Annotated in this window: 7 protein-coding genes; 4 read left to right on the top strand and 3 right to left on the bottom strand. The window is 61.1% G+C overall.

Annotation, left to right across the window (positions count from 1 at the left end):
* The first annotated feature begins 93 nt into the window (after positions 1-93).
* On the top strand, positions 94-1,770 hold the full coding sequence (locus JN12_RS11015; protein ID WP_145022580.1) for a glutamine--tRNA ligase/YqeY domain fusion protein: 1,677 nt from the start codon (positions 94-96) through the stop codon (positions 1,768-1,770).
* Between the two features lie 76 nt (positions 1,771-1,846).
* On the opposite strand, the gene uvrC is transcribed toward JN12_RS11015, so the two are convergent.
* Positions 1,847-3,682 carry an excinuclease ABC subunit UvrC gene (gene uvrC, locus JN12_RS11010; RefSeq protein ID WP_145022577.1) on the bottom strand — a complete coding sequence of 612 codons (1,836 nt, stop codon included), beginning with the start codon at positions 3,680-3,682 and terminating at the stop codon, positions 1,847-1,849.
* A 285-nt stretch (positions 3,683-3,967) separates the two neighbouring features.
* Between uvrC and JN12_RS11005 the strand changes: the two genes are divergently transcribed.
* Together JN12_RS11005 and JN12_RS11000 are read left to right on the top strand one after the other, a co-directional pair.
* Positions 3,968-8,248, top strand: a complete 4,281-nt coding sequence (locus tag JN12_RS11005) for a tetratricopeptide repeat protein (protein ID WP_145022574.1) — start codon at positions 3,968-3,970, stop codon at positions 8,246-8,248.
* A 16-nt stretch (positions 8,249-8,264) separates the two neighbouring features.
* Positions 8,265-8,939, top strand: coding sequence for a LysM peptidoglycan-binding domain-containing protein (locus JN12_RS11000; RefSeq protein WP_145022571.1), 675 nt, complete (start codon positions 8,265-8,267; stop codon positions 8,937-8,939).
* Positions 8,940-9,001: 62 nt separating this feature from the next.
* Here the strand turns inward: JN12_RS11000 and JN12_RS10995 are convergent, their stop codons facing one another.
* Entirely contained in the window at positions 9,002-10,144 is a 1,143-nt protein-coding gene (locus JN12_RS10995; protein ID WP_145022568.1) for a LysM peptidoglycan-binding domain-containing protein, read from the bottom strand.
* The gene (locus tag JN12_RS10990; RefSeq protein ID WP_145022565.1) at positions 10,141-11,406 is read right to left on the bottom strand and encodes a hypothetical protein; all 1,266 of its coding nucleotides are present in this window, start codon (positions 11,404-11,406) and stop codon (positions 10,141-10,143) included. Before JN12_RS10990 ends, JN12_RS10995 begins: the two co-directional genes overlap by 4 nt.
* Positions 11,407-11,486: 80 nt before the next feature.
* Here JN12_RS10990 and JN12_RS10985 point away from each other — a divergent pair, with 80 nt between their 5' ends.
* Entirely contained in the window at positions 11,487-12,323 is an 837-nt protein-coding gene (locus JN12_RS10985; RefSeq protein WP_145022562.1) for a tyrosine-protein phosphatase, read from the top strand.
* Positions 12,324-12,365: the final 42 nt, after the last annotated feature.

Raw genomic sequence — 12,365 nt, 5'->3', positions numbered from 1 at the left:
TGGCCTCTGAAAATGTCCATTGAAAGCCCGCCGAAAATCTGCGACTATTTCCGCTTCTCAAAATTTCCTTTAACTTTTCAATAGAGGTTCCCCATGTCCAATAACAGCGAGCAAGCTACCCCGGTCCAACCGGCCAACTTCATCCGGAACATCGTTGCCGATGACCTGCAGAGCGGCAAACACAAGACCATCGTTACCCGTTTCCCGCCCGAGCCGAACGGCTACCTGCACATTGGCCACGCCAAGTCGATCTGCCTCAACTTCGGCCTGGCCCGGGACTTTGGCGGTCGCTGCCACCTCCGGTTCGACGATACCAACCCGGTTAAGGAAGAGGTGGAGTACAGCGAGTCGATCAAGGAGAGCGTCCGCTGGCTTGGCTTCGACTGGGGCGGGCATATGTACTATGCCTCCGACTATTTCGAACAGCTCTACCAGTGGGCGGAACACCTGATCCAAAGCGGTAAGGCCTATGTGGACGACCTGACCGCCGAGCAAATCCGCGCACACCGCGGCACCCTGACCGAGCCGGGCAAGGAGAGCCCCTTTCGCAACCGCTCTGTCGAGGAAAACCTGGACCTGTTCCGCCGGATGCGGGGGGGGGAGTTCCCTGACGGTGCCAAGGTGGTGCGGGCCAGGATCGACATGGCCTCACCCAACATCAACCTGCGGGACCCGGTCATCTACCGGATTCTGCATGCCGTCCACCCCCACGCCGGGGATCAGTGGTGCATCTATCCCATGTACGACTTTGCCCACGGCCAGAGTGACGCCATCGAGGGGATAACCCACTCCATCTGCACCTTGGAGTTCGAGGACCACAAGCCGCTCTACGAATGGTTCCTGGACAACCTGCCGGTACCGAACCGGCCGCGCCAGTATGAGTTTGCCCGCCTCAACCTCACCTACACGGTGATGAGCAAGCGCAAGCTCCTGCAACTGGTCCAGGACGGTGACGTGAGCGGCTGGGACGACCCGCGGATGCCGACCCTGGTGGGCTTACGGCGGCGGGGCTACACCCCGGAAGCGATCCGCACCTTCTGCGAGAGGATCGGCGTCGGCCGGAGCGATTCCTGGATCGACATGAGCATCATTGAGGAGTGCGTCCGGGAAGACTTGAACCAGAAGGCACCGCGGGCCATGGGGGTGTTGCGCCCGGTGAAGCTTATCATCGACAACTATCCGGCCGACGGGACCGAGGAGTTTCAGGTGGCCAACCACCCCCAGCAGCCGGAGTTGGGGAATCGGGCCGTGCCGTTTTCGCAGGAGCTCTGGATTGAGGCGGATGACTTCCAGGAGATCCCGGAGAAAGGATTCAAGCGCCTCACTCCAGGGGCTGAGGTGCGCCTGCGGGCGGCCTACATCGTCAAGTGCATTGGTGCCGACAAGGACGCCGACGGCAACGTGGTGGCGGTCCGCTGCAGTTACGACCCGGAAACCAAGAGCGGCCTGCCCGGGGCGGAGCGGAAGGTGAAGGGGGTTATCCACTGGGTGTCGGCCCGGCATGCCGTGACTGCCGAAGTGCGCCTCTACGACCGGCTCATCTCCGTTCCCAGCCCATCCGGCGACGACTGGAAGGGGGACCTGAATCCCGATTCCATTCAACTGCTGACCGACTGCAAGCTGGAGCCTTCGCTGGCAGCGGCAAGGGCGGAGGAGCGGTTCCAGTTCGAGCGCCAGGGATACTTTTGCGTCGATCTCAAGGACTCTCAGCCGGGCAGACCGGTCTTCAATCGGACGGTGACCCTGCGTGATTCGTGGGTGAAAAAATAACAACAGGATCGGGGGCCACGGAGCGATGTTCGAGGATGAATCGACAAGGATAGATTTACAACTTGTTCCGCGTACCTCATTCCTCGTTCCGTGCCGCGAAGGCGGCAAGGATCTCCGCAGCCAGCCCCTGTCCAATCCCTTTCACCGCCGCGATCTCCTCTACCGTTGCCCGCAGCAGTGCCTCCAGACTGCCAAAGGTCTTGAGCAATTCCTTCCGCCTGGCCGGCCCCACGCCGGCAATGGCGTCCAGGGCCGAGGTAAGGGCCTTTTTGCCGCGCAGTTTCTGGTGGTAGGTGATGGCGAAGCGATGGGCCTCGTCGCGGATGCGGGCCAGGAGCAGCAGTGCCGGTGCGTTCTGACGGAGCACCACGGGGTTTTTCCGCCCGGGCAGGAATACCCGCTCGTCGCTCCGCTCTACCTCAGTCGCGACCATGTCCCGCTCCACCCGGCTCTTGGCCAGTCCGGCCAGGTCGATTTCAGCAATTCCCAAATCCTCCAGTACGGCTGACAACACGTTCAATTGGCCGATGCCGCCGTCAACCACAATCAGGTCCGGAAAGGGATCGTCTGTTATCTCCTGGCGGAAACGACGGAACAGCACCTCGCGCATCATGCCGAAATCGTCGGCCCGGTCGACCGTCTTGATCCGGTAGCGGCGGTAGTGGTCCTTGTCCGGCTGGCCGTCCAGGAAGGAGACCCGGCTTCCCACGGCGGTCTGTCCCTGGAAGTTGGAGATGTCGTAACACTCGATCCGCCGGGGGATGCGGCGCAGATGGAGCCGCTCCAGCAACTCCCGTAGAATGGCTGCTGCGGTTTCCCGGGATTTTTGCCGTTGCAGGGCAGCGCTCTCGGCGTTTTTGCCTGCCATCCGCACCAGTTCCACCTTTGTCCCCCGCCGCGGGGTGAGAACGGTTACTTTTTTCCCCCGCCGCTCGCTGAGCAGGTCGGCCAGGGCTTCGCTAACGTCGGTGGCGAGCGGCAGGAGGATCTCGTCGGGTATCACGACGTCCCGGTTGTAGTACTCGTTGAGAAAAGAGCTGATGGCCTCCTCGTTATCCAGTTCCCAGGTGAAGTCGAAGGTCCTGCGGTCCAGGAGGGTGCCGTGGCGGAAGAACAGGATGCTCAGGTAGAGGTGGTCCCCTTCGCGGTGCAGGCCGAGCACATCGCTGTCGCCTCCGTTAGTCACCACCTTCTGTCTCTCGACGGTCACCTCGATGGCCCGGAGCAGGTCCCGATAGCGGGCCGCCTCCTCGTAAAGCTGGCGAGCGGCTGCGGTCGCCATCCGTTCTTTGAAGAGCCTGACGATCTCGCGCCCCTGGCCGGCCAGGAAAAATGAGGCTCCCTCCACCAGCCCGGCGTATTCGTCTGCATTGATCCTGCCATGGCAGGGGGCCGAGCACTGGCGGAGCTGGTAGTAAAGGCAGGGGCGTTTCCGCTGGCGACAGGTGGCCAGAGGGTAGTGGCGCAGGGGAAAAAGTTTGTAGATTTGTTTCAGCACCTCCCGGGCCGCGGCCGCCGAAGAGTAGGGGCCGAAGTAACGGGCGCCGTCGTGGGGGACCTTGCGGATGATGGTCAGGCGGGGGAACTCCTCGCGGGGGTCGAGGCGAAGCGAGAAGTAGGTCTTGTCGTCCCGCAGATCCAGGTTGTAGCGGGGGCGGTGCTCCTTGATCAGGGAATTTTCCAGGATCAACGCCTCTTTCTCCGTATCGGTGACGATGAAGTCGATGCTGGTCACCTTTCCCATCAGGAAGCGTATCTGGTAGCGGGCGTCCTGCTCCTTGCCGAAATAGGCGCGCACCCTCTTCCTCAGGTTGCAGGCCTTTCCCACGTAGAGGACCGTTCCGGTGTTGTCCTTCATTAGGTAGACGCCGGGGGCGGCGGGGAAATGGGCAATTACATCGGTAGTAAGCATGGAGCAAGTATAGCGTTTTCAACCTGTTGGCAAAAGTTAATTCTCCTCGCAAAGACGTCGCTTGATGGACCATCCTTAAGTCTGGCCGTCAACAGCATGTCTCGGCTTGAAAAAATTTAGGAATTATGGGGCTTTCCGCCGCCATTCACCGTTGACAAGCCCCCCCTGAGATGGTATTTATCCAAGCGTTTATTCATCTACTCCACCGGAGCCCTGCGAAAGGTATAACCTGTGGTTTTTGCGAATTGTTTTAGGAATATCCTGGTCAGGCCCCTCTTGGGGGGATTGCTGATCCTTTCCCTTCTCCCCGGTCCGGCCTTTGCCATTGACACCCAGGATTCCCAGATTTTTATCTCCGGTTTCAACGCCTACCAGAAAAAAGACTACACAGCTGCCATCGACAAGATGTCGCAGGTTCTCCAGAAGTACCCCGACTCTCCGCTCAGGGATATGGCGATCTTCTGGCTAGCCCGCTCCAACTTCAAGGCCGGGTATAACAAGGACGCGGCCAAGTACATGGCGCAGTTTTTCAAGGAATATCCCGATTCACCCCTGAAGGGCACGGTCGAAGAGGACCTGGTCGCGCTCGTTGGCAAGTTCCAGAAGGGCGAGCCGATTGTCGACAAGGTGCAGGCGCCGCTTGTCGCCCAAGCGCCGGCCGAGGACAAGGGGGCAGCGGCAAAGGTTGCCCGGGAGAAGGCTGAAGCCGAGCGCCTCGCCCAGGAGAAAGCGGCAAAGGAAAAGGCGGAAGTCGAGCGTTTGGCTGCCGAGAAGGCCAGCCGGGAAAAGGCGGCCGTCGAACAGGCTGCCAAAGCAAAGGCTGAAGCGGACCGGCTTGCCGCCGACCAGGCAGCGAGGGCAAAGGCCGAGGCAGAGCGCCAGGCTGCCGAGAAACTGGCTCGGGCCAAGGCGGAAGCCGAACGGCTGGCGCTTGAGAAAGCGGCAAAGGAAAAGGCGGAAGCCGAGCGTTTGGCTGCCGAGAAGGCCAGTCGGGAAAAGGCGGCCGTCGAACAGGCTGCCAAAGCCAAGGCCGAAGCGGACCGGCTTGCCGCCGAGCAGGCTGCGAGAGCCAAGGCCGAAGCGGACCGGCTTGCCGCCGAGCAGGCAGCGAGGGCAAAGGCCGAGGCAGAGCGCCAGGCTGCCGAGAAACTGGCCAGGGATAAGGCGGAAGCCGAGCGGTTGGCCATCGAGAAGGCATTCAGGGAAAAGGCTGAAACAGAGCGCTTGGCTGTTGAAAAGGCGTTCAGGGAAAAGGCTGAACAGGAACGTCTGGCAGCTGAAAAGGCCACGGCCGAGAAGGCCGGCCAAGAGCGCATCGCCCTGGAGAAGGCGGTCGCAGCGCCTGTTGCTGCGGGAAAAGCAGCCGCAGCAGCTGTCACCGCTACTGCGGCTATGCCGTCAACGACTGTGGATCAGTTGCGGGCAGCCAAGGAGGCCGCTGAAAAGCTCGTGGCCGAAAAGAGCAAGGCTCTGGCTGAATTGCAGGAGCCTGCCGAGAAAAAGGGTCTGACCGGAATGTTCCTGCGTGAGCGGAGTTCTTACCGGAAAGAGGCCACTGCCAGGCTCACTGCCGAGAAAGCAGCTGCTGAAAAGGATCTGGCCGATGCCCAGAGTGCCCTGGATCGCGCCCTGTCCGGTCAGGCTCCGGTGGCTCAGGTTGCTCAACCGAGTGCTGAAGCCCCGGGAGCGGCTAAGGCTGCGCAGGAGAAGGCTGAAGCGGATCGACTGGCTGCTGCAAAGGCGGTCCGGGTTAAAGCTGAAGCCGAGCGGTTGGCTCTTGAGAAGGCTGCGAAAGATAAGGCTGGGGCAGAGCGGATGGCCGCTGAGCAGGCGGCAAAGGCGAAGGCCGAGGCACAGCGCCAGGCTGCTGAGAAACTGGCCGGGGAGAAGGCAGAAGCCGGGCGCCTTGCCCTTGAGAAGGCTACAAAGGAAAAGGCTGAAGCGGAGCGGTTGGCTGCCGAGAAGTTCAGCCGTGAAAAAGTCGCGGCTGAACAGGCTGCCAAGGCCAAGGCTGACGCGGAAAGCCAGGCTGCCGAGAAGCTGGCCAGGGAAAAAGCTGCAGTTGAAAAGCTGGCCATGGAGAAGGCTGCCAAGGAAAAGGCGGAAGCCGAACGCCTTGCTGCCGAGAAGACAGTCCGTGAAAAGGCCGCGACCGAGCAGGTCGCCACTGAGCAGGCGGCTAAGGCAAAGTCGAAAGAAGAGCAGCGTGCCGCCGAGGAGGTTGCGGCGATCAAGCAGGCTGCCGAGCGGATCATCAAAGGAAAGACCGAAGAAGAGCGGCTGGCCGAGGAGAAGGATGTGGCCGAGCAGGCCCGCCAGGCGGCGATCCTGCTGGAGGTCAGCAAGGGCAAGGCTGCGGAAAAGGCCCGCAAGCAGGCTGAACTCGAGGCCCGGTTCAAGGCCGATGACGAGGCCGCTGCCGAAGAGGCCCGCAGAGATGCACTCCGCATCGCTCGGGAGCAAGAGGGAAAAGGGCAGCAGGCTGCGGAAAAGCAGACCAACGTGAAAGCGGAAGCCGAGCGCCTTGCTGCCGCCGGGAAGGTTGCCAGGGAAAAGGCCGAGGCCGAGCGGCTCGCGACCGAAAAGGCGGCCAAGGCCAAGGCCGACGCTGAGCGGCTGGCTCGGGAAAAAGAGGAACAGCAGCGTCTGGTTGCCGAAAAAGCGACCAAAGAGAAGGCGGAACAGGAACGTCTGGCAGCAGCGGATAAAGCTGCCAGGGAGAAGGCGGCTAAAGAGAAAGCGGAACAGGAGCGGTTGGCTGCCGAGAAGGCTGTTACCACGGGAAAGGCCGCGGCCCGGACAGCACCCACGGTTAGTGCCGTTGCCGAGCAGCCGGTACCAGCGGCACCGGTCAAGCAGGCACCGACTGCGGCGCCCAAAACCGTTACCACCAAGAAGCAGGCTGTACCACGGAAGGACGATGTTGCCAAGCGCACAGCCCTGCGCGACCGGGCAATTGCCGAATACAAGTCCCTGGTCGACCGGTATCCCGGCAGCAAGGCGGCCGCGCTTGCCACTGCCAAGCTGCGGGAGCTTGGTATCGCCTATCCCGCAGGCGCTGCCAAGCCTGGCATCGTATCCGGGGCCGCCGTTGCCTCTGTCGGTGAAAACGCCAAGGTGCTCAGCCTCGAAGTGGGCCAGTACAGCGATCTGGACTTCGCAGTCTCTCCGGATGCCCCTTCCTATGAGGTTGGGAAACAGCTTAGCATTCCATTCGAGATCACTAACCGGGGCAACTCCCGCGACAGCTTCATGCTGGAGTCGTCGTTTCCGGCCGAGTACGGGCTCCGGTTCGTTGCCGCTGGCGCACCGGACAAACTGCTGACCAGGACCCCGCCACTGAATGCCGGGGAGAAATTCAAAGGGGTGGCGCTCTTCACCATCCCGTCCCGTTATATTGACGGCGAGAAGGTCATCTTCCCGGTAAAGGCCGCATCCGAGTTCGATCCGGTCGTTTCCCAGTCCCGCGGTATCAGCCTGATCGCCTCGTCACCGCTTCTCAGGGCAGTTATCAAGACCGACAAGGTCCAGGTCCTGCCGGGTGAGCGGGTACCGTACAAGGTGACCCTCCTCAACATCGGCTCTGCCGCTGCCCGGCAGTTGACCATGCGGCTCACCTATCCGCCCCAGTACGAACCGGTTGACCTCTCTGCCAGCGGCTTCCGCGAAGAAGGCAAGGGGGCGGTAGCCGTTGAAGGGCTCCAGCTTGCGTCGGGTGAGAGTAAAGAGTTCTCAATCGCATTCAGGTTGAAGGATGAGGCGCTGGCCCGGCAGGAGCTGTTTGTCCGTGCCGTGACCGACAACCTCTCCCTGAAGCGCACGGATGCCTTCCTTTCGGCAGCAGCGGTTGTTCAGCCGGTCAGCGGCGTGGCCGTAGCGGCCCATACGGACAAGGTGGTGGTGATCCCGGGCCAGACCGCGACCGTTCCGCTCACGGTCACCAATACGGGCAACATCAGGGATGACTTCTCCCTCAAGCCGGTGGTGCCGCAGGGACTTGTCTATGCCTTCTACCTGGACCTGAACCGGGACGGCGTGCGTCAGGCAAACGAGCCGATCATCAATCATGTCGGGCCATTGGCGCCGAAAGAGGTGGCCAACGTGGTGCTGGAAATATCTTCATCAGCAACGGAAAAGGATGGCGTAACCGTACCGCTTACCCTCGCCTTCGAGCCTGAAAGCGACAAGGCAAAAGGGGCGTCTGTTGCGGTCAGCATGATCTATTCGCGGCCCGTGGTCAATCTTGCCATGGCTGGCAAGGGTGGTAAAATGAAGCCGGGCCAGGTTTCAACCTTTGAGCTGGATTGCGGCAACAGCGGTTCCAGCCTGGCCAAGATCGTTGAAATCCAGAGCCTCATGCCGGAACAGATCGAACTGGTCGCCTCTGACCCAGGTTTCAGCAAGGGGAGCGATGGCACCTTCATCTGGAAGTTCGAAGAGCTCGGTGCCGGAGAAAAGCGGAGCATCAAGGTCACCTATCGCGTCAAGAGCGGTACTGCGGTTGGGACGAACCTGCAGTTGAAGAATGTGCTGAAATACCAGGATCGACTGGGGAATGTGTATTAGGTGTGCTAGGGGGCGTATGGGAACTTTTCTGCGGATGACGGGGGCTGCGCTGCTGGTGCTGGCTTTGGTGCCAGCGGCCCGGGGAGCCGGTGAATTCTACCTGTACGAGCCGAAGCCGGTGGATAAGCCGGCGGCTTTGGCTGAACCGGGTGATGGTGTGCTGGTACGGAGCATTACCATCAAGCGGGGCGATACCCTCTCCGCTCTTTCCCGCAAGTATGCCGGCAAAGGTTCCTACTTCCCGCAGATCCTGCTCTTCAATGAAATAATGAATCCCAACCTGATTTACGCAGGGAAAGAGCTGAAAGTACCGGTCGCCACCGAGTCGGGTCTGAGCAGGAGCGATGAGACAACAGCCAGTACCAGGCAGGCGCCGGCTGCCAAACGGAAGAAACCACGAAAAACTGCGATAACGGCCCCTCTGCCCGTCACCGCCGCCCCCCACAAGGTTGCTCCCTTGCCGGCTGCTTCGCGTGCTGCCGACGTGACCGCGCCGCCGGTTACCCAGGCCTCGACGGCGGAGCAGAAGCTTTATGAAAAGGCTATTGCCGAATACCGTGCCAGTCAATACGGCCAGGCCCAACAGACCTTTGCCACGTTCCTTGACCGTTACTCGTCATCGCCGCTCGCGCCCGACGCGGCACTCTACAAGGCCGAATGCCTCCTGAAGCAGGCCGAGGAACCTCAGTAACGTCAGGCTTTACAGTCGCCAAGATCTCTCGGCAAACCCTTCAAGCCGCTTCCGGCACAACATTATTTCCCCGCCAGTGGCAGTTCCCCACCGCTCAGTAGTTCTGCGGTGCACTTCGGCACCTGATCCCCGGTGATGAGCAACTGCTGGCCATAGGGGGCGGCCGGAGAAACCCAGACCCCTTGCAGTTGAAAGTCCCCGCCGGGCAGATCCAGGCATTTGACCCTGAAACTCCCTTCACGTCGGGGGAGCTCCATTTTTGCCACCAGACGTGAGGTGACGGCGGTAACTCCCTCCTCGCGACCTATGTTGATCACCCGATCACCATTCACTTCAAGCAGGCGGAGCATTGTCAGGGTGAGGGGGTCACTCTCGCTGTTGACAATGTAGCGATGCCCCGACTGCTCGAAGTAACGGCCCACCTTGATGCTTATATACGAGCCGTCAGTGCTCTCCCTTCCGGTTTCCACGATCCGGTTTCGTCCCCACCCCGGGGCCAGGAGATCGAGCAGGATGTCGACAATACCGTTCATATCTTTGGCTGGTACCGGATGGACTGCGACCCGTATCGATTGGGCCGGACGGTCAGGGTGCGGAGCAGTCTGCTGTGCTGGCGCGATGGCCTGTTCGGGCGCAGGCGATACAGCGGGCGGCACTGCCGGCAATGCTGTACCTGGCTGTTGTTGCGGCGATGGCGCGGTCTCCGGCGGTGTTGCCGGCCCCTCTGCCGAGGGTTCTGCTGTCTGTGCCGGCAGTGGCGCCGGCTCGGGTTCGGTACCTGACCGTGTGTCGTGCTTTACGGTTCGCTTTGACTGGGTAAGGGGTATTAGCAGTTCCTGGCCTACCCGAAGTCGGCGGATATCGTCAATGCCGTTCACGCGGGCGATCTCGGGGATAAGCCGCTCGGCCTGCTGGTTGGAAAGGCCGAAATTCCGCATCAGGACCTTGAAGATATGGTCCCCGGACTTGACCGTGTAACGGACGTTGCCGTCAGTGGCGACATGCCGTACGGAAGTTTTAGGGGAGGTTTTTTTTGCCGCCTGCGATGGCAGATGCCCGCTCCTGGCGGGATGGGACGCTGTGGCCTTGGGAAGCTCTTTCAGGTCGATCTCGAAGCGGGAATCTGCCGCCTGTCCGCTCGCTACGGATAGACTGAGCGCGGCAGCCAGAATTATGGCCATGTGTAGTGATTGCGTTGGCATCATCTGCGGCTGTCCTGACCCTGATCGAAGTGGATGACAAAGGCCTGGAGAACCGAGTCGGCCTTGTTCTTGTAAATGATGATGCTGCCGGTCTTACCCATGGTGCCTTTCTTGACCAGGTAATTGTCCTTCACCTCTCTGCTGACCAGCTGATAATCCCGAACTCCGGCCAGTTCCTTCATCGCCGTCGTAAAGAACGTTGGAGACAGGCCTGAGCCGCTCCGGTCGATCACTTGCACGGCCTTCAGTTTGCCGTTCTCCCAGAAGACCTTGTACTCGTGCCCTGCGTCCTGGTACCGTTCCCAGCCCGGATTGGCCGCCGCATAAGCCACGTCGCGCCGGTCACCCGGGACAAAGGAGGGGAGCGGGTCGCGAAGAGCTTCAATTGGCTTGGCCTTTGCTGCCGGCGCCGGAGGGGGGGAGGTGGTGGGTGGCAACGGGACGGTCTTGGTGCTCGCGGGTGCCGGCTTTGACCGGGTGGGAACTGCGGACGGTATCGTTGCCGGCGGCTTGCCCGGTGCGCTTGTTTTGGATGCAGGCATCTGTTGAACAACGGCAATGGTGGCTGCCAGCAGTAAAACGACCGCTACGATCACCACTGCCCGGCGGCGCGACTTTGATGCGAGTTCGTTTGCTTCAGCCTGACCGACGCGGGGCTGGCCGGAACGCTGTAGTTCCGGTTCTGCGTGCACTTGAACCTTGACCGGGCGCAGATCTTCCTCGCGTCGTGCCAACTCCGTATCCAATTCCTCTTCAAACCTTGTGGCAACGGTGCTTTCTGTGGATGGAAGAGGCGACATGCCAGCGGATTCCTGGCTGGCAGTTGCCGGTGCTGTGGCATCGTGGCTGGGCCTCTGTCCGGCAAGAGCAGGGTCGGGAATGAATTCATCGCCGCCGGTAGCAGCTGCTGGCTGTGCGGACTTCACCAAGGCGGAAATCATACTTTCCAGCGCCGAATCCGGAAGGGCGAGATCGAGATGAAGCTGAGGCCTTGCGAGAGCCGGCTCTTCTCCGGGCTCGACGAAGATGATGAGCTTAGTGCGGGCTTGGTCCACGTGGGTCGCCACGTGGCGAGAGACAATCTCGGCTGAGAGGCCGGAAAGACGGCCCTGGACGAAGAGGAGGTCGGGAGGCGTTGCGACAGCCTGCTCAATGCCGCTGGCCAGGCTGCTGATAATGGTCAGTTGCACACCGCTGCCTCCCAGAGAGGCGGCAACAAGGGCATGAAGGCGTTGCTGGTCGGCGATGAGGATGGCTGTTAACATGGGTTGTCCTGCCGCGCTCTCTGGCTACGTGCCAGCGCGGGAGATTGCTATTTAGCACATTATCCGGTAAAAATAAAGCAATGCCAGCGCACGACGCCAGATTCAACCGGCAGTTGTGCGCTGTCCGCGGAAAGGTTCTCTTGGGGTTTACCGATTATCATTCCCATATCCTGCCAGCTCTGGACGACGGTGCCCGCGACGTCCAGGAATCCCTTCGGATGGCTGCAATCCTCGCCGCCGCCGGATTTCAGACGGTACACTGCACTCCGCACCGGCTGGTTGGTGCCTTTGAGGCCACGCCGGCCCAGGTTGCCGTCCAGGTGGCGGCCCTGCAACGCTCCGTGGATGCTGCGGGTATTCCTGTGCAACTCCTGCCGGGGATGGAGTATTACCTGGACGAATTCCTCCTGTACAATCTGAAAACGCCCCTGCCGCTCGGCAACTCCTCCCTGCTGCTGATCGAGGCACCGCTGCAGGCAATCCCACCGGCCCTGGAACGGTCGCTCCGGCAGGTGAAGGATACCGGATTTACGCCGCTTATTGCCCATCCCGAGCGTTGTCAGGTGTTTTTTACCAACGACGGGGTAAAGCCAGCTGCAGGCCTGAATCTGCGCCAGACCCTGAGCGATCTGCTTCCGGGGAGGGGCGCCCGGCCAGTTTCGATCCAACCGAACGTCTCTCTGTTAGAGCGCATCACGGAGATGGGGTGCCGGTTTCAGGCCGATATTGGGAGTTTTGCCGGGAAATTTGGTGGCGAGGTGCAGCGCCGGGCGCTCACGCTTCTTGACAAGGGGATCTACACCAACCTGGGAAGCGATGCCCATCGGTCCACGGAACTGGCAGAGACACTCCAGCGGGGGCTTCAGGTCATCGAGGAGACGGTGGGGAAAAAAGCGTTAGTGAAGCTCTTGAAATGAGGGTCGGCAGGGTTGGGGAGAATCGTGCCAATGCTCAGGCAG

It is taken from the genome of Geobacter argillaceus, assembly GCF_007830735.1.
Classification (GTDB): Bacteria; Desulfobacterota; Desulfuromonadia; order Geobacterales; family DSM-12255; genus Geomobilibacter; species Geomobilibacter argillaceus.
The sequence above is the reverse complement of the archived record's forward strand: the minus strand, read 5'-3'. Positions and strand labels throughout refer to the sequence as shown.

Excerpts from the sequence above, each read along its gene's own strand:
- uvrC (WP_145022577.1), bottom strand. The coding sequence starts at position 3,682 with ATGCTTACTACCGATGTAATTGCCCATTTCCCCGCCGCCCCCGGCGTC.
- JN12_RS10990 (WP_145022565.1), bottom strand. The coding sequence starts at position 11,406 with ATGTTAACAGCCATCCTCATCGCCGACCAGCAACGCCTTCATGCCCTT.
- JN12_RS11000 (WP_145022571.1), top strand. The coding sequence starts at position 8,265 with ATGGGAACTTTTCTGCGGATGACGGGGGCTGCGCTGCTGGTGCTGGCT.
- JN12_RS10985 (WP_145022562.1), top strand. The coding sequence starts at position 11,487 with ATGCCAGCGCACGACGCCAGATTCAACCGGCAGTTGTGCGCTGTCCGC.
- JN12_RS11015 (WP_145022580.1), top strand. The coding sequence starts at position 94 with ATGTCCAATAACAGCGAGCAAGCTACCCCGGTCCAACCGGCCAACTTC.
- JN12_RS10995 (WP_145022568.1), bottom strand. The coding sequence starts at position 10,144 with ATGATGCCAACGCAATCACTACACATGGCCATAATTCTGGCTGCCGCG.